Genomic DNA, 21,921 nt, shown 5'->3' with positions numbered 1-21,921 from the left:
ACTGAATATCATAAAATCTGGTTCCGCCTCATGGGATCGAACCACGACCGGCGCATTCAAAGTGCGCTGCCCTACCTTTAGGCGAAGGCGGATTATTGGTACCCGTGTCAGGAATTGAACCTGCATCTTAGCAGTTATGAGCTGCTGGCATTACCATTATGCTATACGGGCATTTTGTTGAGGCGCTACCTCAAAAATCTGGGGCTGTATTCGGCTTTGGCAAGCCTTAACCTACTGATCAGTTTCGCATCCCCAAGGCATCTAAGGGTCTTTCACCTACTCTGCCAATGCGCTCCGAGAATCTAAGACCGCGCACTGTCGGAAGCACGTAACGCGGAATCAAAAAGGCAGCCTTTAGGCTGCCTCTCAAATCGGATTTGTCGTCACACGCAAATCACCATAATACAAAATATAGTATATTCCGCTTAAGCGGGCAACATCCTATTGTGTTTTATACCCCCAATGCACAGCCAGCGCATCAAGCCCGTCTTTCACATAATCGCTATAGGTGGTCTTCTCACGCTGGCTCGTGGCGATGTCTGAAATCTCCATCCCCTGCCCGACAACCTTGATCATCAGATCAAAAGCCTTCCGACCAAGCACAGGCTTGCATTCATTTAACCGCTGCACCGCATCAATCATGCTGTCCGGCAGCGGATCGATGCCCTTGCCGCCATCCACCTGCTCACGGCCATAGTCTATGGCAATTGTGCCTTTAGCACCTGACCGCTCCCAATATTGACGGAACCGGCCTGCCGCAGCCCATTGTGCATCATTGATATGTCCGCGTGAATAGAGAGTGCCAACCGCACTCTCCTTGATATTCACATAGGCTTTGATCTTCGGCGGGTTCCAGCTCTCGCCTGAATGATCCGGGGAATAATACGGATTTGGAACGCGATGCACCCGAATATCGGATTTGAGGGTTCCCACCTCGCCGCGAGAGATTGCTTTTCGCTGTTCTTTTGATGGTGCCGCCATATGTATTTCCCTGCGCTGAATATCTATTGTAACTCTATAAACTACTGCTAATATTGAAACTTGTTGCCACATCATCTGAGGGGTAAACGAGTGCGTATGCAGCGTTTTATGAAGTGGCATTTGTCAGGTGACGACTGGATCGTTATGGATTGCCTGACTGGTGAGGAGGCTTTTGTTGGTGGCGTAAAGTATGGTGCATTGATTGAAGTTGAGGCTGAACGATATGCTGAAACTCTCAATTGGCTACATAGTTATGCACCTCTAAACTCAGCGCCCTGGATTTACGAAGAGCCGTACGAAAGAGAATGACTGCACACGTCTGCAGCGTTAACTCATTCCCAATGCGTCCATATAAAGCTGGATCATCGCTTCTTCTTCCTGACGCTCGTGTGCTTCTTTTTTACGAGCTCGGATGATTGCGCGAACAGCCTTGGTGTCAAAGCCTGAGCCTTTGAGCTCCGCGAACACTTCCTTAATGTCCTCACTGATCGTGCTCTTTTCTTCTTCCAATCGTTCAATGCGCTCGATGAAGGCACGAAGCTGGCCGACTGCAATTGTCTGGGCGCTATCACCGGTAATATCGTCACTCATGGCTTAATCCTTATGCTGCTGATTTCGTTTGTGATTGACTGGTATAAATTCCGTATTTCCGCAGCGCGTGGAGCGCACTTGTGTGATCCACGAAAAACTCTCGCCCAAGGGCAGATAGCGAAATGTCTGGCCAATGGATTTTTGCTGCGCAAATGGCAGCATGTTTAGCTCGAACAACACGAACAGTTCTGTTTTTCTCATCCAAAGTTTCCTTTGGGACATTGAACAGATCAGCGGCCATCATCCGCAATTCCTCAAATGTCTCGAACTGCATGGAAACAAGCAACGCAGCTGATACTAAAACGTCAGGGATGGTGCTGTTATGCGTCTGAGTTTTATGTTCACGCTGTTTAGATCGACGCTTTTTCCATACCCACTGAACAAATTTAGGGTTCATCCCGCGATAGATACTCACGTCTTCAACACTGGAGCCGCGGCATCCAAAATCCACTTCTGTTTTCATCTCGCGCCTCGCTTCTTTCGTTCAATTACTAAAATTTTATTTGTGCGTTCTTCGTGTATCTGCCGCTCTATCTCGCCCTCATGTAGGCAAAGGGCTTCGGCTATCTGTTGGGTGTCTAAGCCTGTGCGGAAAAGGTCGTGAGGTGTCATGCGGCCACTCCGATGATTTGCCAGCCCTTCCCGTCATTCGGCTTGAGCAAGTGTTCAGGGATGCGACAACCATCCTGCCAAGGAAGAGCACCAAGCAGTGGATTCCATCGGCGGTGCAGCCTTGCTTGCTCAAGGAAAAACTCAAGCTTGCGTTCCTGCTCAGCCTTCGGCAGCGCGAAAACATCAATCTTCGTCACCGTTGCAGGCTTAGCTAATCCGGTACCGGCTTTGACACGGGCGTTGAAGGCGTCGCGGATTGCGCTGACGAAATACGCCCAAGAGCTGGCTGGTTTGGACATGCGGGACGCAACAGAGCGAATTGTCGGCAGAATATCCGTTTCCAGATCAACGCCATTGTTGAGCAGCTCCAAGATCGCCCCGACAACCAATGAACCGTGCGGCTGGATTTTACCCTCCGCCGCTTCCGTCAGCTTTTTCGTTAAATCCCTGAGGTCAAGATTTTGCTTTTGAGAAAGATCAGCAGCAGCCTCGCGCACATGCGCGTTAGAAGCTTTAGCTTCTTTTGGTTCTGGTTCTGATTGGTCGAACGGTGGTGATTTTAAGCCTTTGATTTTATTAGGACGAGAACGATTTTCAGCCTGTTTATCTTGAAGTTTTCTCAGAGTTTCGAGCTCGATAATTGCACGTTCATTTGTCAGAAACTCGCCGCTCACGATGATCTTGCCCATAGATACAAGGGTGCCGCGCAACGAATTCCACTTCCGAATTGTGCATCCTAGCAGGCCGGATATGTAACGCGCATCGTCAGGGAGGTTACCGCCCTGCATGTAAATCAGATCAAGCACCAGCCGGTAAGCAGCCTTCGTTTCGAAGTCCATACCGATGGTGCCCTCGATAAAATCGCGTGGATATGCCTTGTAATATGGGAGGCCATTCATGCTTCATACCTCGCTGCGTTTCTGACAGCAGAGCAAGCGACATCAATGAACAGATCAACCTGTGTGACCGGTCCGTTGCGCTGCTTTGCGATGTGAAATTCAAGCTTGTTTTTTACTTCTGCCAGCTTGTCCTGACGGGCAATTTCTTTTTCGAAATCATCGTGCTTTTCACGCTCGAGGTAATATGCCTCGCGGTAAAGGAAGATGATTGTATCGGCATCCTGCTCGATGGCGCCGCTATCACGCAGGGCAGACAACTGAGGGCGTTTATCGGCTTGGCTCTCCACAGCACGATTGAGCTGCGACAGAAGCACAACAGAAATATTGTACTCACGTGCCATAGATTTGAGCGCACCGGTCATTTCCGCAATTTCATTTGTACGGTTGCCGGAATAACGATTACTGGCGCGGATAAGCCCAAGGTGGTCAATCATAAGGCAATCAAGATTGTGACTGGCCTTTTCAGAGGCTTCCAGCATCACTTCAAGTTTGACGCGAATATCAGAAATAGAAAGCCCGGACTGTTCTTCAATAAGCAGCGGCAAGCCGTCCATTTCTTGCTGAACGCGCTTCAATGCGTACAAGTCTGGCTGAGACAATCGACCTGTAACTAAATCCTGATAAGGAATACGAATATTATCGTCATAGGCCAGATCAGACACTGCTCTGGCCGCAAGCTTCTCAGCATCCATCTCAAGCGAAATGAAGCCAACACCATGCCCCTGCTTGGCAAGTTTGCAGGCAACGGACATTGCAACAGAAGTTTTCCCCATAGACGGACGAGCGCCAATCAGCGTCAGATCACGCTTATGAATGCCGCCGGTCACATGATTGATGTCCGACAATCCCCACGATAAACCGGTAATACCTGTGCCGGTCGCCATAGCGATTTCAGCCGCGATGATTGCGTTTGATGCGGCGTGAGACACAGAGACTTGAGACTTGCGTTTCGAGCCTCGACGTAAATCAGAAACGATATCATCAAAAATCACACCAGCCTTTGTGACTAATTCCGCAGGATTGGAATTAGGATCACGTGCGGCGGAACTTAGACTTTCGGCCTGATCTGCCAGTGCCAACCGTGCTGATTGCTCAATAACCTGCTTAGCGCTCTTCTCGATATTGGCAGAGCCAAGCACTGACGAAGTGGCAAGGCGAGCAAGATAATGCGAAATACCCTGCCCTGTAGACTGTTCGTGTGTTTCTGCTACAGCTTGAGGTAGCAGCTTGACCAGAATATCAGGACGCGCAGAATTATAGCGCTCATGTGCCGAAGCGATTGCCTGATAGATATGCTGATGAACGGGCTCAATGAAGTGCCTGGCTTCCAGCATAGATGCCACACGGCCAAAACCGCCCAGCATCAGCGAGCCAAGAACCTCTTGTTCAATTTCAATGACAAAATCAGTTTGGTTGAGTGCAATGGTCATACCGCACCCAAGTTTTTCTGAATGATTGGACTTTCATAGCAGTAGAAAGCTTTCAGGCAGCGCTTCGCTTCAACGGCATCCGAAAATGCGCCGGTGTGATCAGCCTTGGCCTTAGCATCGACATAAGCTTGCCAGAGGGTAAATTCATCTGTTGTTACTGACATAAGTACAGGCTTCATGCTGCCTCACTTTCGCGCTCTTGGCGGCGGGAGATTTCAGCATCAATCAACCTCACAACCTGACGGCGATGCTGTAAAATCTCCTCCTGTTGAATGAACCAAGCTTCACCGCGCGTTTTCTTAATCCGGTGAAGCGATATGAAATCTTTGAGGGAATTGACTTGTCCCTCGGCAATTGTGCGCATAGTGCGCAGATTAAGAGTGACCGCCATGCGGCACCCTGAATGTTTGAGAGCCGCCAAACAGATCATCGCCAGCAGGCTGCAAAAGACCACTATCAATCAGCCAGCGGCCAACGATGACCGGCACTGTTCGGCAGTCAGGCAATGTGAAATAGACATACCCGCCGCCCTTTTCGACGGCGCGAGTTTCTTGTGAATGTTCACGCACTAGCGTTGCCCCCCCCTCCAGACGAGAAAGAACCGGCTTGGTGAAGCGGGGCATTTTCAATTCCTCTGTCATTCTCTCAACTCCGGGCAAATCCATTCGGCTGCACCTGCAGCCCAAGTTCTAAAGCTGACCGCAATCTTGTGCCGCCGACTGAATGACAGCCAACGAAGCAAGACGGGCGGTTTCGGCGCGATATGCGGCTTGTTTTCTTCTCCCATCGAGGATTGCCTTCATTTCTTCGATTTCTCTGTTTTCAATCCTGCTAGCTTCTTTGTTGAAGACAGCCCTCACTCTGCGGCGCGTCCACGCACCGTTGCGCTTACTCAAATCTGAATACGCCCGCTCCAGCATGGACTTGATCGTTTCGCGTACTCCGCGCTGACCAATGATTTCGTCCAGCAGAGAAGCGGCCATATCGACATCAGTCATCGTCGGCTCCTTGGCTGAAAAATCCACGTTCTTGGATGAAATTCCCACGTTCATGGGTGGCTCCTTTGTTACGTTTCAAATCAGCGACGACTTGAGACGTAAAAGGAGCAACCAGTGCATGGAGCCAGTGGGAAAGATTGCGCTGCGTATACTGAATAAAAACAGACATGCGCAGATACACCGCCAAAGGACGGGAATTGATGGCCGAGACGATCAAGCGGGGGCAAAGAACCGCCTCGGCCTCACCGGCGGGAGGAATGACCGGTGATATGAAACTGATGAATGGGGTCGCGTGGCTCATGCTGCGCGACCTTTAATTTTGCTTGAAATCGGCAGGAAATCGTCACCTGAAAGGGCAACACCTTTTTCAAAGGCCGCTTCAATCAATTTATTAATGTGATTTATTGGGATAACGCCTCCTGTCCCACCTGAGGACTTAGGGCGCATCCAATTAGACACACGAGTTCGATGCACGCCTGCAATTTTAGCTACAGCGCTCGGGCCACCCAAGAGTTTGATTATTTTACAAGCTGGTTCCATGAAATAGCATTGTAGCGATAATAGCAACACATGCAAGGGAATTTGTAGCGATAAACGCAACAGACTGTATGGCAACAAATAGCTACAATCATACTATGGCAAGACAAGCATCATACAAAACACCTGCATCTACCCCCATCAATCAGTGGATTCGCGATGCACTTGAGCATTCAGGCATGTCGCAATCAGCGATGGCACGAGAGCTTTTTGCCCGTAAAATCATCTCCGCAGATGATCGCTCTATCGTAAACAAAATGGCTCATGGGCGAGATATCAGCACCAATGAAGCCTTAGCAATCGCTGACATTACGGGCTTCCCAATTCTTCCTGAATCTCATCCTGTCGTTCAGGTGCCGCTCCTGTCTACAGTGAGTGCTGGAGCACTCCTACGTGATGATTTATCTGATGAGGCGCTAAGCACTATCTCTGTTGCTGAGCTTTCTACAGGGGACTGGATCGCGCTGCGTGTCACCGGAGATTCAATGGATCGCATATCACCACCAGAATCCGTCATAGTTATAAATCGAAACGATAAGCGCCTCGTCACTAACGCCTGCTATGTCATCGCTGATCATGAGGGTAATGCGACTTACAAGCGCTTCCGAGCCGACCCAATGAGGTTTGAGCCGGTATCAACCAACCCAGTGCACGAACCAATCTTTCCAGATCACGAGCCTGTAATTATTGGCCGCGTGAAGCGCACAATGCTGGATATGTGAGATTAAGCAATCATCGGCCGTATCTGCGGCCATATAGCACGGAGATAATGCGCGCATGTGGGTAAATTCGTTTGTAAATCGCGGAATTGAAGATGATGATCGCAAGCTGGTAGCATACAGCGTAGACCCGCTCGCCTCTGAATCGCTACCTTATTACGTCCGCTGGATAAGGCAGGACATAATCGGCATATTCTACATGCTAAGCATGATCATTGTTTTACTCATCCTTATCGCTGTCCCACTTTGGATGATTGCCCTTCGCTAAATTCGATGTTTCGACATATAGGCGAAAAGCACCATCCCTATACCTTAGACCAGCATGACACACCGCCTTGAATCGGGCATCATCGCTTTAGAAAAAAGCATTACTTTGAGGGGAAAGCATGCGGATAATTATAACAGCAGCTCTATTATTAACCATAGCTGGATGCAGCTTAGGCAGCGATACGAGCCGAACATTATTTGAATGGTTTGTCAGCTATGTAAAGATTGGCTCGTCAAATGACGTTTGGCTTGCCAAGGGCTCATTTGGCTATGAAGATCGAGTCGCTCTGATTTTCGGCTACGCTAACGATATGGCTGCATGTGAAGATATAGCTGCAATAATGAATGAAAAATATCCAGCCGCAAGGCATCATTGCGTTGCCGCCAATTGAAATCACGTTGGCGTTAGTGGGAGCATTACTCTGGGGGAAGTATGCGCGATTCATTCATCATAAAGCTGACGTTTATCGCCTTCCCGCTACGATTCCACCTAAAACGCTACGCCGTGAAAGCATCAGAATCTCCGTTCCCACAAACCTCTATCATTCCAGAAAATTAGAACATATCAAGAACGAATTTCAGTTTTACAAACGAAATAATTACCGCGAATGCTTTAGGTAGACATAAAAAAAGCCACCCGATGAGGGTGGCTTCATTCATAAGCGGGGACGAATTAAAACTTATAATTCACACCAATACGCACAGTATGGAACGGCGCTTTTGTTGTTACGTTCATACGTACGTCCTCGTCACCAAGGCTGAATTTCATTTTGCCTAGATCGGTGTAGAGGTATTCGCTTTTTACTGTCCAGTTATCGTTGATAGCATATTCAGCGCCAGCACCAACGGTGTATCCTACACGTGATTTGGAATTGGAGAAACCAACCACGTCACCATCAAAATTAAGAGACCCGTAGGTTTCAACTTTTCCGTAAGCCACACCACCAGTTGCGTAAATCATGAAGCGTTCTGTTGGCAGATAACCAAGACGAACACGAGTTGTACCGAACCATTTAACTTTGGTGCCCAGTTCAGCTCCAATAACGTCAAAGCCATTAGTAAGGCTGCCAGAAACTTCACCCTTCAGACCAGAAGCCTGAAAGTCTGTTTCGAGACCAACAACTGTCTGGTCAAACTGCCAGTTATAACCGGCTTGTACACCACCAATAAAACCGCTCGATGTGATTTTTGCTGAGCCCGTTGCGATATCAAACCACTCACCTGTGTCATAAGATTGCGCAGCGAATGGGTGCTTAAATTTTCCTCCAGCATAACCGGCGTTCAGACCAATGTATCCGCCAGTCCATGAAAAGGTGTCAGCGACAACTGGCGCCGGCTCCGAGTACACAACTGCATCAGCAGCATAGGCTGAGCTTGCAGCAAAAAGAACGGTAGAAGCTAATAATATACGTTTCATAATTCACCCCTATTTATTGAAGTGAATTCAGAATACGTCAAAATACATCTATTCAATATAGCAAAAATACAACACAAGACACCAAGAAACACCTTATACATTTGGAATTATAATATAAATTGATAATCAACAGTTTAGATGAAAGTCCTAATAACTATACTAAAATTTTAGAGAAAATATTGGTAATTTATTAGTTAAAAAATCGATTTAAATTGCAACTCTCAAGTGCACTAATATGAGCATCAGGCGAGTAGCAGCCTTTAGCCTGATTAAAACTCTGCACCACAAACAGTTCAGCCATTACGCAAACTCCCAGCGACTGATTCAGCTTTATCTTGACCAGATACAGTGAACATATCAAGAACGATTTAACGCAAGCGAACAGATTTTTAACGGATGGTTAAGGATACACTATATGTGGTGCAACCGACTATCTACGCCCACAATTAAGCGTATGATGTCTGTGGAGAATATTTTAAGGAGTAGATAATCATGCAGCCAGACCCACGCATGGACGGGGTAACCGCCAGTCAACTTGTTTCCGGTGCTTTAATAAGCGCCTTAGTATCTGCCTTGCGGCGCAAAGGCATATTTTCCGATAACGAAATCACCGAGATTTACACAGAAGCACTAACACTGCTTGAAATAGACCAAAGCCCACAGCTTGATTTTAAACGTGCATCAGACATGGCAATTGGGATGCTAAGAGCGCAGTTGGGCACGCCTAATAATGATAATTAATCTTAGGCGGCGAAATGTAGTGGAATCGTGGGAAGGCACACAAATGCCGGGTTTCTGGCTTGTGGAAATACCTCTATTTAAAGCTCTATACATACAATCGCGCACTCGTGAGTGAGGATCAGATAATATCTAAATTGTCAAATGCACCGCTGAAAATTTGCAGGTATTGCTCAATACTATAAAGTAGTTAAATTACGAGACACACAACATTTATAGGCTAGGTAAATCCAACGTGTCACACAGTTATGTCGCCTTTATTGATGAATCTGGGGATGATGGTTTTAAAAACTTTCGCGTTCCTTCAAGGCGTGGAGGTTCATCGCGTTGGTTGGTGATTTCTGCAATAGTTTTCCGAAAATCATACCATCTAGAGGCTGTAAAGTGGCGGGATGAGATAGTTGCGCAAATGCCTGACAGGAAAGGCAGAGAGTTGCATTTCGCTAACTTAAATCACGGTCAAAAACTCGCAGCTGCTAAAGCCTTATCGAGTAAGCCCATCAGGTCTATTAGTATCCTCTCGTGCAAAGAAAAAATACCAGAAGGTATCTACACGGCCAAAAACCAACTGTATTTCTATTTATGTCGGCATCTAATAGAGCGTATATCTTGGTTATGTAGAGACATGCGTCCGCATGTCCCCGAAGGCAATGGGAAGGTAGCGATTACCTTTTCCCGCCGTGGTGGCATGAACTATCAGGATTTTAGATATTATATGAGCCTCTTAAAAAGCAGTAATGCGGAAGACTGTCGAATTCACTGGCCTGTGATCGACCTCGAGGCTGTAGAAGCTAAAGATCATAGTAAGAATGCATCATTACAGCTTGCGGATATCATCGCTTCAGCGGTCGCATCAGGTGTTGAGCCTGATTTATATGGAAACTGCGAAGAGCGTTATGCAGAAATATTGAAGCAAGTGACCTATCAGCGGAAAGGAAGTTTCCTGAGCTATGGTATAAAATCTTTGCCAAAATTTGAGGAGTGCGACCTGTCAAAGGATCAAATTAAAATGATGAAGATATGGAAATAAAAAAGCAGCCCCCCGGCCCATAATTGCGATCTCTCGCCTGCAATCTTTCGAATGCTTTGGGTTATCCGGCGCTTGGCTGCCAAACACTGTATAGCATAGCTTCTAAGCGTATTCCAGAAATTTCTGTTAACTTCATTAGGATAAAAACCTATTTATCAGCTTAATTATTAATTATATTATTAAATCAGATAAATTAGATTTTATACGGATGATTGAAGTATGCGCCTCACCACGAGCGCCGGTCACTCCGGCGCTTTTCTTTTGCGCTTAAGTGCTAATAACTCCGCCTTGCGATTGCGTTTTGCATTTTTTGCACCCCGTAGCTTTTCCTTAAGAACCCCAATAAGTAGTGCATCAACCAGATCCATTTGAGAATTATGCCCCATTGAATACTGATGTATGGCCTCCTTCTGTAAAGCAAGGCCCTTCCTGCTACTCAGATTAATATCGGTCACTGAGCAAACATGAGATACGGCAAGATTAATTAACCTCATATCCCTCTTTACTGAGCTGTTTTTGCTTGCTGCGATTGACATATTTCCCTCCCATTGCGTTAAAATTTTCTAACGAATTATAGAGAAGCGCCCAGCTTTCAAGACCTATGCGGTACATAACTCTATGACGAGAAAATTCGCGAGTAGCGAGAAGAAATAATTTGATAAAGTTTGCATAAGTTGAATATGCAGAAAGCGCCGGTTATCCGGCGCTCAGGACTTGCGTTTGATCTAGTGCTCTAAAATCCGCTCACGTTTTCGTTTTAACTTATCGGCCATATTAATTCGCCTAAGCATCAAATCTACAAGCTCTTTCGGATCATGATGGCCGGCCATGTATTCGCGAACAACGGAATTCGCTATTGCCTGCCCTTCTTCACTTTTTAATTCAATGAATGAGGCGGCGCAGATTTCTGAAAGCGCATTATTGATAATCGAAATATCTGCTTTGTCGATTACATTCCTCTGTGTGGATTTATTCACTTTAGTATCCTCCCGCCCTCTTTTGGGAGTATTCCGCAGAGAGGGCAAGGACAGAGTAACATGGTTAATGCGCATCCCCTAATCATCATTAACTATTAATTATGGTCGCCCGCCTCGTGCGGGCTTTTTGCTGTCTTGATTCTAGCATGGCTGGGGTGTGGGGCAAGAACAATAAAAATATTTGTTGCGAAAATCACTACATAACTATTTACATTTGTAGCGATTAACGCTACATTCAATCCATCAACAGCGCGAAGAAGCACCCGCCGATCCGCTAAACGATGGAGAGAAACATGCGATACCCGTTTTGCACCGATCTGAGCGATAAAGTTCTCGGCATTACACTGTTTCAGGATTTTGAATGTGAAGTCGATGTGTCCCTGATCTGGGATAACGGCAAGCCGGTTCTTGAAGTGAACGCGGTCTATGTTGACGGTGCAAACCTGTCCAAAGGCGAAAGCGCCTCGCAGTTTCTCGTTCACATGATCGCGGACAAAGCTGAGCGCGACGACGACCTCCTAACACGTCTCATTGAAGATGAAGAAGTTCAGTTTCCGAGGGCTGCGTAATGGATGAGGAACTCATGACACTCGTCTGGAACGCCTATTGGGATGAAGGCAACACCAAACTCGCACTCGAGCGAGTTGTCCAAGTCGTGCGTGATTACGACAAGACCGCCATGGCGTCAGTCCAAGCTTCATCCATTACGAAACTCTCTCAGCGCAGAAAGGCAGCATAATGGAAGGCATTATTCAGGATCTCTGCGCCCTCGTCTCAATCATCATCTTCATAACAGTCATGGTCATCTATATCGGAGCTTTGACGTGAATGCGGATTATCAATGGTGGAGCAATCTGCTCGACGGCCGGCAAATGCCAATTCACGAAGGCGAGCCTCAGTGTGGGTACTTTAAAATCCGTGACCGTCGCGGACTGAACAAATATCTGGCGCCAATCAAGCGCCCGTTCATTGCGGCAGCCATCTGGAAAGAGCATGACGGCACTTTCAAAGCAGAGATAGCAGGCCAACCAGTCGAGATCGATCAGGCATGGCCGTATGTCGCCAAATATCCAATCACCTATCACGAATATGCCTACTGGCACGCCAATGAAAAATGGCCGGAGAAAGCAGCATGACACAAGTCACAACTATTCCTGCAGCCAAACAATCACTGATTACCTCTATGGCCTCTCAGTACGGGATGGAGCCTAAGGCTTTCGCAGATACCGTTAAAGCCACTTGCATGCCGAACACAGCAAGCAATGAAGAGTTTGCAGCGTTTCTAATGGTGGCCAAAGAATACGGGCTCAATCCGATCACCCGCGAGATTTATGCCTTCCCGAAGAAGGGTGGCGGTGTTCAGCCAATCGTTGGCGTGGATGGCTGGTTCAATCTGATCAACTCACATCCGCAGTGTGACGGCATAGATTTTGAAGATGGGCTTGACGACAAGCGTAATCTGATCGCGGTCAAATGCTCCATCTACCGTAAAGACCGCAATCGTCCGACAGTCGTCACCGAATATATGGACGAATGTAAGCGACCAACCGAGCCATGGCAAAAGTGGCCAAAGCGTATGCTTCGCCACAAAGCTGCAATTCAATGTGCTCGCTACGCTTTCGGCTTTGCAGGGATCATTGATCCGGATGAAGCTGAACGTTCACCGGAAGTCATAACTCACGCCATGGTTATGGCGCCGCCGCCAATCATGTCGACCGATCATGAAGCCCCAACAGATCCATTCGATAGTACAGCTTTTCTCACCGAGCTAGAGGAAGCGCTCTCTGTGGCCGGCGACATTGAAACACTCGAGGACATCTGGTCGTCACATGACCCGCTATCAGTTCTCGAAGGTGATGATCATGCGCAGGATGTCGCTCTTAAAATCAAGGAGCGCTGCCTCGCCGCAATCGATACAGGAGCCGCAGCATGAGCAGATGGACACTCATACTCCATAATGATCTGACGGTTCAAAAGGCTATCAACTGGCTACGCAAAGCACCGCGTGGCATGCGTATTGAATTCAAAATGCCAAAGCGTACCACACCTCAAAATGACCGCATGTGGGCAATGCTCACGGATATCGCAGCAGTCATGCGAAAGCGCGGCACTGATTACACAACTGACGAATGGAAAGTCATCTTCATGCATGCTTGTGGCCGTGAAATGCGGCTACTGCCGGCGCTCGATGGCCGTGGCTTCATTCCATATGGGCAATCATCATCCGATCTCAGTAAGCAAGAAATGACCGATCTGATTGAATTCATGTCGGCATGGGGTGCTGAGAACAGTGTGGTTTTCAATAATGAAAGGAGAGCAGCATGATGCAGACAGTTCCCCTTACTGCTCCTTATGAGTTTCGACGCAGCAAAAAGCTGGCACAGGCTCATATCCGCTCAACAACTGACCTGATGAACGCACCGGAAGTATTGGCCAATCGTCAAAAGCGCCTGAATGACCGTATCTCAGATATTCTGGCTGATGAGCTGGCGGCAGCTTTATCGACCCTCAACTTCAATGAGGTGCAGTCATGAGCAAGCGCATAGAGTTCTCCCGTAAGGACAAGGCAAAGATCATCGCTCGTGCAAACGGCGAGTGTGAAAAATGCTCTGCCATGCTCAAAACCGGTGAAGGCGAAGTGGATCACATTCTGCCTTGTGCTCTTGGTGGCGAAGCAAAGGTTGCTAATGGCCGCCTGCTCTGCCGTGTTTGCCATGTTGAAAAGACAGCCGGAGATATCAAGGCCATTCGCAAGTCAGACCGGCAGCGTGACAAGGCCAACGGCGCGATACGACCAAAGTCTGCGCTGGCAGGCCGGAAACGACCAAAGCCAGCGCTCACTAAAACACTACCACCACGCGCGATGTTTGTACCTGTAGCCACGACCTCGGAGGCACGCAAATGAGCCACTGGGAAACAGCTGGTGTATCAGATGAATGGTACACGCCTAAATTCATATTTGACGCTCTAAGCGTAAGTTTCGATCTAGATGTTGCGCACCCTGCAGATTATGACACGCACGTTCCGGCAACGCATAAGATCTACACAGCCTCACTCGAACGGAACTGGCATGGCTTTATCTGGATGAACCCGCCATTTGGCGGACGGAATAGCCTAAAACCTTGGCTTGATAAATTCTTTTCTCACGCAGATGGGATAGCCCTCACACCTGATCGAACAAGCGCGCCTTGGTGGCAGGAAGCAGCAGCAAGAGCTGATGCAGTGTTGTTCATCGCCGGTAAGGTTCGGTTCATAAGACCTGATGGGAGTGAAGGTAAGTCGCCGTCAAACGGCACAACCCTCTTTGCATCAGGAGATAGAGCTGTTTCAGCCCTTCGTCATGCCCATCTACTACATAACCTAGGCTTCCTCGCAGGCCGCACAGCCTTGGCGCAAGGAGGTGGGGTGTGATGCAAAACACCACCGGACCTCTAGGCCGTGTTTATACGCTAAATGAAGCCGCAGAATATTTGAGAATGAACAGCCGGTCAGTTGCAAAGGTAGCGCGCAAAAGTGGCCTTTGCTCCATAAATGGCCGCGACCTTTTGTTTAGTGACAGTGACCTTTTAGCTATATGGGATTCAATGCGATGCCCCTCATCAAATTCAGACGCGGAGACAAAGGTAACTGGATCATCCGCGGTACAGTGCGAGGACAAAGCATTTATGAATCTACAGGAACGAGCGATGAACAAGCAGCGGAAGCAATTCGCGTCCAAACGGAGGTTCGCCTATTAAATGAAAGCGTTTATGGAAAGAAAGCCGTTGTCACCTTTCAAGAAGCAGCAGAAGCCTTTGTAAGCTCCGGCGGCTCCGACCGTTTCATTTTTGAAATCCGGAAGAAAACACAAAAGCCGGTCGGGCTTGCTGTACACTTCCGCAACAAACTGCTCCACACCATTACGCAGCGCGATCTGGATGAAGCCGCACGCAAACTCTATCCGGGCTGTTTGCCGGAAACATTGGTTCGCCAGTGCTATGCCCCATTCATTGCCGTATGGAACCACGCTGTACGAAACCAATGGGCAGAGCCTCGTCAATGGTCACGACCGAAGAAAGCAAAAGGCACAGCTATCCTCAATAAGAAATATCGCTCTGGCGCTCATCCAGTATCATATGATCACGCCATGGCATTTATTGCAGGCATGTCACCGGCACCAGCAATGGTAATGACAGCACTATTTCTAACTGGCATGCGTCCGATTGAGCTGTTCGCTCTCCAGAGTAAAGACGTTGACATCAATAACCGATGGCTTGTTGTTCAAAGCAGCAAAATCGGAGAGAAGCGCGGCGTACCAATCCACGATTATCTTGTACCACTTTTCACTGCTCTGAAAGTGCGTACCGGTCAGATGTTTTTAACTCATAAGCGCGAACCATACCCGCTGACCGAAGAATACGGCGGCCAGCTGGCAACGGCAATTACGGGAGCGCGCAAGCGAACTGGCATCAAGGATATTTCACCTTATACAGCTCGACATAGTTTCAGCACTCAGCTTGTGATCAATGGAGTACACCCATACATCAAAGATCAGATACTTGGTCACGCTGCCGACGATATGAGCAGACTTTACACGGCAGTGCCGCAACAGCCTTTGATTGAAGCAGTAAACAGCATCAAGCTTGCTGCCGGATGGAACGAATTTATCTGGTACTCAGACCCGATTAAATGGGAGGGACGGCTTATTAGCTGGAGCAAAAAATCACACGCCACCAAAGCGGCTTAGTGCATTATCCGTGCAAGGCGATTTTTCAAGCTTCTATTTCAATGTAAATTCAGCGCCTTATCAAAAGAGAGAAATTCCATTGGTAATGGAGAGGTCGAGAGTTCAATCCTCTCTCGCAGCACCAGTTTTCCTAAAGAATTCAAATAAATGCAAAGCGCCTCATTCGGGCGCTTTTTTCAATTCTGCATGAACGCACGGAACAAAGCACAAAGATTCGTGCATAATCCGTGCAAGCGAGCTCATACATCATTCCCTGCAGATTGGTTTCCGTTCAGTTCACAAGCAACCTCAGGCTCTCGAATCTGTATTGACTCTTATACGCAATGAAACATTTTAAGATCATTCATTGAATTTCCTGAAATTCTGTCATTCCCAGCTGCGGGAATAAGGAAGAAGCAGAGGAGTGTCCCGGTGCCCGAAATAAGTAGTCTGCTTGCTTTTGCGCTCATCGCACTCGGCATGGTGCTCACGCCCGGACCAAATATGGTTTACCTCATCTCGCGGTCGATCTGCCAAGGCCGTACGGCAGGGCTGATCTCACTCGGCGGTGTTGCCCTCGGCTTTGTGTTCTACATGCTCTGCGCTGCGCTCGGCATTACAGCGATTGTCATGGCTGTGCCCTACGCCTATGACGCATTGCGTTTCGGTGGCGCGCTCTATCTGCTCTATTTAGCGTGGCAGGCGGTAAAACCGGGAGGCAGATCGCCGTTTCAAGTGAAGGATTTGCCAAAGGATAGTCCCCGTAAGCTTTTTATGATGGGATTTCTGACGAACCTGCTCAATCCCAAAATCGCAGTCATGTATCTGTCGCTCCTGCCACAATTCATAAGCCCCGATCATGGCAGTGTGCTCGTTCAATCCTTAGCCCTCGGCTTTACGCAGATCATCATCAGCGTGACTGTCAATGCGATGATCGCTATCGCTGCCGGTTCAATCGCAGCCTTCCTTGCCAGCCGTCCGACATGGCTGGTTATACAAAGATGGCTGATGGGTACGGTACTCGCTGGCCTTGCCATACGTATGGCAACGGAAGCGCGTCGTTAAAGGCTCAATAAAAACACCAAAAAACAGCCAAGGCCATTGTCGACGGGCAAATTGAGAATGTTTCAGCGAGCCGCCTGCTTCTCTTCTTCACCAACGATATGAAATGGTTAGTGTTCTATGGCTTTTGCCCCAACACCAATTTCGATAACAGATCAATCTGTTGCTGTTGCTTTTCGATCAGCGCACTCAGTTCAGTTGAGATAACCTTGTCCAGCTTATCGTGCAAAGCTAATATCTCGATTTCAGCTTTCAAATTGATTTCATAATCATGACCTGCATCCATACGATCTTTTGCGGCCTGTCTGTTTTGGCTCATCATAATCACAGGTGCCTGAACCGCAGCCAGCATAGATAGTATGAGATTCAAAAATATATACGGATAAGGATCAAATGCCCGGATCGCAGCAAGCGAATTAAAGCCTACCCATGAAGCAAGCAGAACAGCAAAGATAAAAATGAACGTCCACGAACCACCGAACTTGGCTACTTTATCGGCGAGCCGCTGCCCGATTGTTAATTTATCATCGAATGCGACATTCACGTTACGCGCAATAGTCTGACGATCAACCAAGCGCTTAAAAATTCGCATTTCTTTTTCGGTAAGGGACTCTAACGGTTTCCCGAGATAATGAATCGCCTGCTCGGAAAAATGATATTTTTGATCTGCCTCTGACTTTAAGTTTTTTGGCATATGAATCTCCGCACTAAATTCCAGACCAACGTTTCGATAGACAAATATCATTCCGCAATATTACGATTTAGCAACCGATTTTCATTCATCAAGAAAATCGTAAGATGAATGAAATGAGCAGCCTCGCAACAATAATATTTGCTCTTATAGAGGGAACATCATGACCACAGATAAGAATGTAAAAGGCCCTGCTTCATACTTTCCGTCCATTGAGAAAACATACGGAAAACCAGTCAGTCATTGGCTAGAGATTTTAAGCGGGGTAAAAGGTAAAAAACATATGGAAATGGTAGCTATACTCAAATCCGAACACGGACTTGGCCATGGCCACGCAAATGCTTTGGTTGCCTATCATATGGCCTCAGCTGCAGAATAATTCTTCAATCAAGGCCATTTCAGATCAGTATGCAAACCTCCCTGAACATCCCTCTCAAAGCATCATTTGGAGGCTGGAAAGCGCTTCCGTGGCTTGCATGGGGAAGCAACAATATGAAACCCGTACTGATGCTCCATCCTGACAAGATAGAGTATCGGTTATTCCGCCTTCGCCACAAACCATATTCGGTTATTTCACGCGTTGATTACCGATCAGCATGGCGTACTGAAAACATCGTCATAGAGTTCAACGATACCTTCAATACATTCATCGGGAATACAGGGGATCGCGACATGACCTGCAAAGCCCTCATCTATTTGCGGGGCAGAGGCTGCTATCTTTCTGAGAGAGCCGCAGTTTTGATTGCTTCAGCCAAATAAGTGTTTCAGAGAGTGGCAGCCCATTACATAGTCACTGCGGAAATAGCACCGAGCAACCAATCAAGAGGATTATATGCGGGGAATTATTGTTACAGGTATATTGCTGGCATCTGCTGTTTCAGCCCATGGAGCAGAAAAACCACTTGAAACATATTATGCGCGGTTAAGTGCAGAAGATCATTTCAATTCAGCGGGAAAGCGCCTGACATCCGCTGCTGCGATTATCCGGCAAGATCGTGCGAATTTTCACGTCTATGGCAAGCGCGATCAGGAAGATGAAGCTGATTACACATTCTCATCTAAAGAAAACCGTGCCCGTTTCGAACGCATGGCCGCCAAAGGTAAATTTTATGATGGCACAGAAAAAGCAATTCTCAATGGAACGCCATTGATCAATGTTGAGATATATGAGGATTATGTCATCGTATCAGTGCGGGAGTGACGGCGTTTTTCTTTAGCTCTCAATTGAGCCTGATATTTCATGCTATTTTGCTAAACAACCGATTGCACAGGTGCTTCATGAGAGCCATATCCGTCGCCTGCTCTATTATACTGATCGCAACGATCATATCCGGTTGTGCTAACCGCCAATGCAGTGATTGGCCGGGCACATGCATTATTCAATAACCCGACCTGACAAGTCGTTTTCCCAATCTGCCTTGTTGAGCTTTTTACTACCCTGATCTGCTACGATTGAGTGCGATAAAGCGAGTTCTTACAGACCGCTTGCTTCACCGCTCATCTGCGCTTCTTCTCTTTTTCTCTGCGCCTCTTCCTTATCTTTATCATAATGCCACTTGATAGCGAAGAACATGCAAACGCCTAATACACCAAGCTTGAAGATACCGAAGACGATAGGAACCCAATCCATTTTTTGAAGCTTTCTATGCTGCAATCTATGGTGCAGAGCACTAGCAGAATAATTCTGATTAAACAGCTCATTTTTATCTGATCACGCTTTGGTGAACAGATAAATCCCCCCTTACTTCACACGCCTGGGACGGATTTTATTGCCGTGATTTTGAATGTCTGGGATGTGGGCAAGTACATGAAATACGGCGGATAGTGATGCACTTCTAGAAGGCTTAAGAAACAACACAGATTTCACTGCCACCTGAAGTTCACGTATATAAGACCGGCATTTCTTTACTGATTATTCTTCATTCCTAAACCTCTTCTGTAAATGCCTCTTGCTTTGAAATGAAAGTCACGCTTCAATCATCAGATAATATAGGGAGGTGGAAATGAAGTTAGTTACTTTGGTTACTCTCGGATCAATATTTATATCGCTGCCAGCTTATGCATCTACTGACTGCGACAAAGCTGAAGACCAGTCAACAATGACCAAATGCGCCAGTGATGCATTGGCCAAGGTTGATAAGCAACTTAACGAAAACTACAAAAAGATAGAAAAACGTTTGGCCGATGATGAGGAAACCAAGAAATTATTGGTAAGCTCACAGCGCCTTTGGATGAAGTTCAGAGACGCAGAATGTAACTTCGCAACATCGACAACATCCGGCGGAAGTATTCATTCAATGATGGTTGCAACATGCAGAACCCAATTAACAACTGCACGTAACAAACAATTATCAGATTATCTCAACTGCGAAGAAGGCGATCTCACCTGCCCTGTACCGTCAGCAGATTAACCCTCCCCTCCGAAAGAGAAAGAGATCCGCAATCCCGTCAAGCAGAAAAGGACGCTCAATTTTCTACACCGCGCATCCAGCTCAGTGACGGAACCTTTTTCACGCAAAGAGCAACGCCGGGCTCTACATGCCGCGTAAAATACACTGAAATAAAACGTGTCCAAAAAATTGTCATGCAAGATGGTTTTGTTACCCGCGGGAAAGGTGAAGTACTTGTGTTCGGGTATCAGGTTAAACTGCTGGAAGATTTCACAGCAACCTGCAAACAGTTCGTTATGAGAAACGGCCGTTAATCAGCATTGGTACAAATGCCGCTTTGATTGTGTCGGCACTCATCAAGTGAATTTTTCTTGATTTACTATGCAAGTCGCTGTTCAATTCCTGCACATAACTGAGGGGCGAAACATGGATCAAACGACCGAGAGCGCACGAACCAGAATTTCACTTATCCGCAGCCTGACATTTACACTCCCTCTTCTCGGACTGACTGGCTGCGTGTCGCAACAGGTAAGGGACTTGGAATGGTGCCGAAACATCGAAACCGCCAAGCCCCTCATTGATGAAACAGGTCAGGCGAAGCTCAATGCAGCAATGACTAAAAACAAATGTGCAGACAAATTTCTGGAAGCAAAAAAAGCCGCTGAAGAAGCAGAAAAGTTAAAAGCCGCAAAGGCTCAGCCTGCCAAAGCCAAGCAGACAATAAAAAACCCCGCCAAAGCGGGGTTAGTAAAAACCAAGCCAAAAGCTCAGAATTTATAGTTCAAGCCAACCCGAACTGTATGAAACTGCGATTTGGCTTCACCAATACGCCAGCTTCTGTCGAGATCAACATAATCCAGTTTGAGCTTACCAAGATCGGTATAGAGATATTCGGTCTTCAGCGTTACGTTATCTGTAATAGCGTATTCTGCACCGGCACCAACCGTGTAGCCGACTTTGGTGTCAGACTGGGATGAGCCATCTAAATAGTTGTTCGCATAGGTTTTAACTTTACCATAGGCAACACCACCGGTTGCATAGACCAGAAAACGATCGACCGGGGTGTAACCAAGACGGACACGTGTTGTACCAAACCAGCTAACCTTGGTTCCGAGGTTCACCAATGTACCGCCCGGAACACTGACATCAAAATCGGATTTCACGCCCGAACCTTGAATATCAGTTTCAATACCAACAACTGTCTGGTCAAACTGCCAGTTATAACCGGCCTGAACACCGCCGATAAAACCACTGGCATTACCTCTGAGTGAAGCGTCGCCAAGCAATTCGTTGAAATCAGTTTTGAATTTTCCGCCTGCATAACCGGCATTCACACCGATATAACCACCTGTCCAGGAGAAGGTGTCGACAACTGCAGGTGCCGGATCATTATATACAACGGCATCGGCAGCGAAGGCTGAGCCTGCTGTTAATGCCAGCACGGAGGCCAGAATAATACTCTTCATGATTGTCCCCTTTATTTATTGATAATTATTTTTACATTATAGAAGACAATTATTCATATAGTAAAATAGCAACAGGTAATGATAATTAATTAAAGACATAGGCAATATTTTTTACAAAACATAATAAATGATATTAAATTATCATTTATATTCAATATCATAATTATATATACTCTATCATCATAAATATAAAATAAACAACATACCGATCTGATGATATAGTTCCTCATGCATTTCACAATGCAGAGTTGTAAAATTTCAAATGCAGACAATAAAAAAGGCCGGGGCAAAAATGCACCGACCTTCCTACTCATCAATTAATTGCCAGTGCCAGTACATCCGTGGTCAAAAGCTTAAATTAATGAAGACATTTGCGAGCGCTGTGAGAAACGCGCTGCTTAGCAATGTCTA

Annotated in this window: 37 protein-coding genes and 2 tRNA genes; 20 read left to right on the top strand and 19 right to left on the bottom strand. The window is 47.0% G+C overall.

Annotated features, from left to right (window positions below):
* Window positions 1-18: 18 nt before the first annotated feature.
* From BKD14_RS14235 to BKD14_RS14225, 3 genes are all read right to left on the bottom strand, one after another.
* Window positions 19-92, bottom strand: a tRNA-Gln gene (locus BKD14_RS14235).
* Window positions 93-96: 4 nt separating this feature from the next.
* Window positions 97-171 (bottom strand) — tRNA-Ile (locus BKD14_RS14230).
* 270 nt (window positions 172-441) lie between these two features.
* Window positions 442-981 (bottom strand): hypothetical protein, encoded by a 540-nt coding sequence (locus BKD14_RS14225; RefSeq protein WP_083647151.1) that lies wholly within the window; start codon window positions 979-981, stop codon window positions 442-444.
* A 90-nt stretch (window positions 982-1,071) separates the two neighbouring features.
* Here BKD14_RS14225 and BKD14_RS14220 point away from each other — a divergent pair, with 90 nt between their 5' ends.
* Window positions 1,072-1,290 carry a hypothetical protein gene (locus BKD14_RS14220; protein ID WP_139316432.1) on the top strand — a complete coding sequence of 73 codons (219 nt, stop codon included), beginning with the start codon at window positions 1,072-1,074 and terminating at the stop codon, window positions 1,288-1,290.
* Window positions 1,291-1,308: 18 nt separating this feature from the next.
* Here BKD14_RS14220 and BKD14_RS14215 read toward each other — a convergent pair whose 3' ends face one another.
* From BKD14_RS14215 to BKD14_RS19155, 10 genes are all read right to left on the bottom strand, one after another.
* Complete coding sequence (locus BKD14_RS14215; protein ID WP_075656917.1) at window positions 1,309-1,572, bottom strand: DUF2312 domain-containing protein; 264 nt, start codon at window positions 1,570-1,572, stop codon at window positions 1,309-1,311.
* Between the two features lie 10 nt (window positions 1,573-1,582).
* Window positions 1,583-2,035, bottom strand: a complete 453-nt coding sequence (locus tag BKD14_RS14210; RefSeq protein WP_075656916.1) for a helix-turn-helix domain-containing protein — start codon at window positions 2,033-2,035, stop codon at window positions 1,583-1,585.
* Window positions 2,036-2,180: 145 nt separating this feature from the next.
* Entirely contained in the window at window positions 2,181-3,083 is a 903-nt protein-coding gene (locus BKD14_RS14205) for a DUF1376 domain-containing protein (protein WP_075656915.1), read from the bottom strand.
* A complete protein-coding gene (locus tag BKD14_RS14200) occupies window positions 3,080-4,513 on the bottom strand; it encodes a DnaB-like helicase C-terminal domain-containing protein (protein ID WP_075656914.1) in 1,434 nt (477 codons plus the stop codon). The genes BKD14_RS14205 and BKD14_RS14200 overlap by 4 nt, the downstream gene beginning before the upstream one ends.
* Window positions 4,510-4,692: a hypothetical protein gene (locus BKD14_RS14195; RefSeq protein ID WP_075656913.1), complete on the bottom strand. Its 183-nt coding sequence runs from the start codon at window positions 4,690-4,692 to the stop codon at window positions 4,510-4,512. The genes BKD14_RS14200 and BKD14_RS14195 overlap by 4 nt, the downstream gene beginning before the upstream one ends.
* Window positions 4,689-4,904 carry a hypothetical protein gene (locus BKD14_RS14190; RefSeq protein WP_075656912.1) on the bottom strand — a complete coding sequence of 72 codons (216 nt, stop codon included), beginning with the start codon at window positions 4,902-4,904 and terminating at the stop codon, window positions 4,689-4,691. The genes BKD14_RS14195 and BKD14_RS14190 overlap by 4 nt, the downstream gene beginning before the upstream one ends.
* A complete protein-coding gene (locus tag BKD14_RS14185; protein WP_139316431.1) occupies window positions 4,888-5,154 on the bottom strand; it encodes a hypothetical protein in 267 nt (88 codons plus the stop codon). The genes BKD14_RS14190 and BKD14_RS14185 overlap by 17 nt, the downstream gene beginning before the upstream one ends.
* A 48-nt stretch (window positions 5,155-5,202) precedes the next feature.
* Window positions 5,203-5,511 carry a hypothetical protein gene (locus tag BKD14_RS14180; protein WP_238481584.1) on the bottom strand — a complete coding sequence of 103 codons (309 nt, stop codon included), beginning with the start codon at window positions 5,509-5,511 and terminating at the stop codon, window positions 5,203-5,205.
* Window positions 5,504-5,812, bottom strand: a complete 309-nt coding sequence (locus BKD14_RS19160) for a hypothetical protein (RefSeq protein WP_139316430.1) — start codon at window positions 5,810-5,812, stop codon at window positions 5,504-5,506. The genes BKD14_RS14180 and BKD14_RS19160 overlap by 8 nt, the downstream gene beginning before the upstream one ends.
* Window positions 5,809-6,051 carry a hypothetical protein gene (locus tag BKD14_RS19155; RefSeq protein WP_075656910.1) on the bottom strand — a complete coding sequence of 81 codons (243 nt, stop codon included), beginning with the start codon at window positions 6,049-6,051 and terminating at the stop codon, window positions 5,809-5,811. The genes BKD14_RS19160 and BKD14_RS19155 overlap by 4 nt, the downstream gene beginning before the upstream one ends.
* Before the next feature lie 68 nt (window positions 6,052-6,119).
* On the opposite strand from BKD14_RS19155, the gene BKD14_RS14170 reads away from it, so the two are divergent.
* A complete protein-coding gene (locus BKD14_RS14170; protein WP_139316429.1) occupies window positions 6,120-6,770 on the top strand; it encodes a S24 family peptidase in 651 nt (216 codons plus the stop codon).
* Between the two features lie 383 nt (window positions 6,771-7,153).
* On the top strand, window positions 7,154-7,426 hold the full coding sequence (locus BKD14_RS14160; protein WP_075656908.1) for a hypothetical protein: 273 nt from the start codon (window positions 7,154-7,156) through the stop codon (window positions 7,424-7,426).
* Between the two features lie 281 nt (window positions 7,427-7,707).
* Here the strand turns inward: BKD14_RS14160 and BKD14_RS14155 are convergent, their stop codons facing one another.
* Complete coding sequence (locus BKD14_RS14155; protein WP_075656907.1) at window positions 7,708-8,451, bottom strand: outer membrane protein; 744 nt, start codon at window positions 8,449-8,451, stop codon at window positions 7,708-7,710.
* A gap of 492 nt (window positions 8,452-8,943) precedes the next feature.
* Between BKD14_RS14155 and BKD14_RS14150 the strand changes: the two genes are divergently transcribed.
* Together BKD14_RS14150 and BKD14_RS14145 are read left to right on the top strand one after the other, a co-directional pair.
* Window positions 8,944-9,192 (top strand): hypothetical protein, encoded by a 249-nt coding sequence (locus BKD14_RS14150; RefSeq protein ID WP_022710401.1) that lies wholly within the window; start codon window positions 8,944-8,946, stop codon window positions 9,190-9,192.
* A 232-nt stretch (window positions 9,193-9,424) separates the two neighbouring features.
* Complete coding sequence (locus tag BKD14_RS14145) at window positions 9,425-10,219, top strand: DUF3800 domain-containing protein (RefSeq protein ID WP_075656906.1); 795 nt, start codon at window positions 9,425-9,427, stop codon at window positions 10,217-10,219.
* A 242-nt stretch (window positions 10,220-10,461) separates the two neighbouring features.
* Here the strand turns inward: BKD14_RS14145 and BKD14_RS14140 are convergent, their stop codons facing one another.
* Window positions 10,462-10,755: a hypothetical protein gene (locus BKD14_RS14140; RefSeq protein ID WP_075656905.1), complete on the bottom strand. Its 294-nt coding sequence runs from the start codon at window positions 10,753-10,755 to the stop codon at window positions 10,462-10,464.
* 189 nt (window positions 10,756-10,944) lie between these two features.
* Window positions 10,945-11,196 carry a hypothetical protein gene (locus BKD14_RS14135; protein ID WP_075656904.1) on the bottom strand — a complete coding sequence of 84 codons (252 nt, stop codon included), beginning with the start codon at window positions 11,194-11,196 and terminating at the stop codon, window positions 10,945-10,947.
* Window positions 11,197-11,489: 293 nt separating this feature from the next.
* Here BKD14_RS14135 and BKD14_RS14130 point away from each other — a divergent pair, with 293 nt between their 5' ends.
* From BKD14_RS14130 to BKD14_RS14085, 10 genes are all read left to right on the top strand, one after another.
* Window positions 11,490-11,765, top strand: coding sequence for a hypothetical protein (locus BKD14_RS14130; RefSeq protein ID WP_075656903.1), 276 nt, complete (start codon window positions 11,490-11,492; stop codon window positions 11,763-11,765).
* Window positions 11,765-11,935: a hypothetical protein gene (locus BKD14_RS19380; protein WP_175576113.1), complete on the top strand. Its 171-nt coding sequence runs from the start codon at window positions 11,765-11,767 to the stop codon at window positions 11,933-11,935. Before BKD14_RS14130 ends, BKD14_RS19380 begins: the two co-directional genes overlap by 1 nt.
* 85 nt (window positions 11,936-12,020) lie before the next feature.
* Complete coding sequence (locus BKD14_RS14125; RefSeq protein WP_075656902.1) at window positions 12,021-12,332, top strand: hypothetical protein; 312 nt, start codon at window positions 12,021-12,023, stop codon at window positions 12,330-12,332.
* On the top strand, window positions 12,329-13,129 hold the full coding sequence (bet, locus tag BKD14_RS14120) for a phage recombination protein Bet (RefSeq protein ID WP_075656901.1): 801 nt from the start codon (window positions 12,329-12,331) through the stop codon (window positions 13,127-13,129). The genes BKD14_RS14125 and bet overlap by 4 nt, the downstream gene beginning before the upstream one ends.
* A complete protein-coding gene (locus BKD14_RS14115) occupies window positions 13,126-13,521 on the top strand; it encodes a recombination protein NinB (protein WP_075656900.1) in 396 nt (131 codons plus the stop codon). Before bet ends, BKD14_RS14115 begins: the two co-directional genes overlap by 4 nt.
* Entirely contained in the window at window positions 13,518-13,730 is a 213-nt protein-coding gene (locus BKD14_RS14110) for a hypothetical protein (protein ID WP_075656899.1), read from the top strand. Before BKD14_RS14115 ends, BKD14_RS14110 begins: the two co-directional genes overlap by 4 nt.
* Window positions 13,727-14,101 carry an HNH endonuclease signature motif containing protein gene (locus BKD14_RS14105; protein ID WP_075656898.1) on the top strand — a complete coding sequence of 125 codons (375 nt, stop codon included), beginning with the start codon at window positions 13,727-13,729 and terminating at the stop codon, window positions 14,099-14,101. Before BKD14_RS14110 ends, BKD14_RS14105 begins: the two co-directional genes overlap by 4 nt.
* Window positions 14,098-14,607, top strand: a complete 510-nt coding sequence (locus BKD14_RS14100) for a DNA N-6-adenine-methyltransferase (protein WP_075656897.1) — start codon at window positions 14,098-14,100, stop codon at window positions 14,605-14,607. The genes BKD14_RS14105 and BKD14_RS14100 overlap by 4 nt, the downstream gene beginning before the upstream one ends.
* Before the next feature lie 163 nt (window positions 14,608-14,770).
* Complete coding sequence (locus tag BKD14_RS14095) at window positions 14,771-15,922, top strand: tyrosine-type recombinase/integrase (protein ID WP_245293649.1); 1,152 nt, start codon at window positions 14,771-14,773, stop codon at window positions 15,920-15,922.
* A 411-nt stretch (window positions 15,923-16,333) separates the two neighbouring features.
* Window positions 16,334-16,966: a LysE family translocator gene (locus tag BKD14_RS14085; protein WP_075656896.1), complete on the top strand. Its 633-nt coding sequence runs from the start codon at window positions 16,334-16,336 to the stop codon at window positions 16,964-16,966.
* Window positions 16,967-17,081: 115 nt separating this feature from the next.
* Here BKD14_RS14085 and BKD14_RS14080 read toward each other — a convergent pair whose 3' ends face one another.
* Complete coding sequence (locus BKD14_RS14080) at window positions 17,082-17,657, bottom strand: DUF1003 domain-containing protein (protein WP_075656895.1); 576 nt, start codon at window positions 17,655-17,657, stop codon at window positions 17,082-17,084.
* Window positions 17,658-17,817: 160 nt separating this feature from the next.
* On the opposite strand from BKD14_RS14080, the gene BKD14_RS14075 reads away from it, so the two are divergent.
* The 3 genes from BKD14_RS14075 to BKD14_RS14065 all read left to right on the top strand — a co-directional run bounded on the left by BKD14_RS14075 (window position 17,818) and on the right by BKD14_RS14065 (window position 18,855).
* Window positions 17,818-18,033 (top strand): DUF4287 domain-containing protein, encoded by a 216-nt coding sequence (locus BKD14_RS14075; RefSeq protein WP_075656894.1) that lies wholly within the window; start codon window positions 17,818-17,820, stop codon window positions 18,031-18,033.
* A gap of 29 nt (window positions 18,034-18,062) precedes the next feature.
* On the top strand, window positions 18,063-18,413 hold the full coding sequence (locus BKD14_RS14070) for a hypothetical protein (protein ID WP_075656893.1): 351 nt from the start codon (window positions 18,063-18,065) through the stop codon (window positions 18,411-18,413).
* A gap of 73 nt (window positions 18,414-18,486) precedes the next feature.
* Window positions 18,487-18,855 (top strand): hypothetical protein, encoded by a 369-nt coding sequence (locus BKD14_RS14065; RefSeq protein ID WP_075656892.1) that lies wholly within the window; start codon window positions 18,487-18,489, stop codon window positions 18,853-18,855.
* 273 nt (window positions 18,856-19,128) lie between these two features.
* Here BKD14_RS14065 and BKD14_RS19375 read toward each other — a convergent pair whose 3' ends face one another.
* Window positions 19,129-19,284, bottom strand: a complete 156-nt coding sequence (locus tag BKD14_RS19375) for a hypothetical protein (protein WP_022709160.1) — start codon at window positions 19,282-19,284, stop codon at window positions 19,129-19,131.
* Window positions 19,285-19,657: 373 nt separating this feature from the next.
* On the opposite strand from BKD14_RS19375, the gene BKD14_RS14060 reads away from it, so the two are divergent.
* Window positions 19,658-20,065: a lysozyme inhibitor LprI family protein gene (locus BKD14_RS14060; protein ID WP_075656891.1), complete on the top strand. Its 408-nt coding sequence runs from the start codon at window positions 19,658-19,660 to the stop codon at window positions 20,063-20,065.
* Window positions 20,066-20,470: 405 nt separating this feature from the next.
* The gene (locus BKD14_RS14055; RefSeq protein WP_075656890.1) at window positions 20,471-20,824 is read left to right on the top strand and encodes a hypothetical protein; all 354 of its coding nucleotides are present in this window, start codon (window positions 20,471-20,473) and stop codon (window positions 20,822-20,824) included.
* On the opposite strand, the gene BKD14_RS14050 is transcribed toward BKD14_RS14055, so the two are convergent.
* Window positions 20,812-21,510 (bottom strand): outer membrane protein, encoded by a 699-nt coding sequence (locus BKD14_RS14050; protein WP_075656889.1) that lies wholly within the window; start codon window positions 21,508-21,510, stop codon window positions 20,812-20,814. The two genes, BKD14_RS14055 and BKD14_RS14050, sit on opposite strands and share 13 nt — an antisense overlap.
* Window positions 21,511-21,921 lie beyond the last annotated feature (411 nt).

It is taken from the genome of Pseudochrobactrum sp. B5 (assembly GCF_001939785.1).
Classification (GTDB): Bacteria; Pseudomonadota; Alphaproteobacteria; order Rhizobiales; family Rhizobiaceae; genus Pseudochrobactrum; species Pseudochrobactrum saccharolyticum.
Note: the sequence above shows the minus strand (reverse complement) of the source record. Positions and strands in the feature narration are given on the sequence as shown.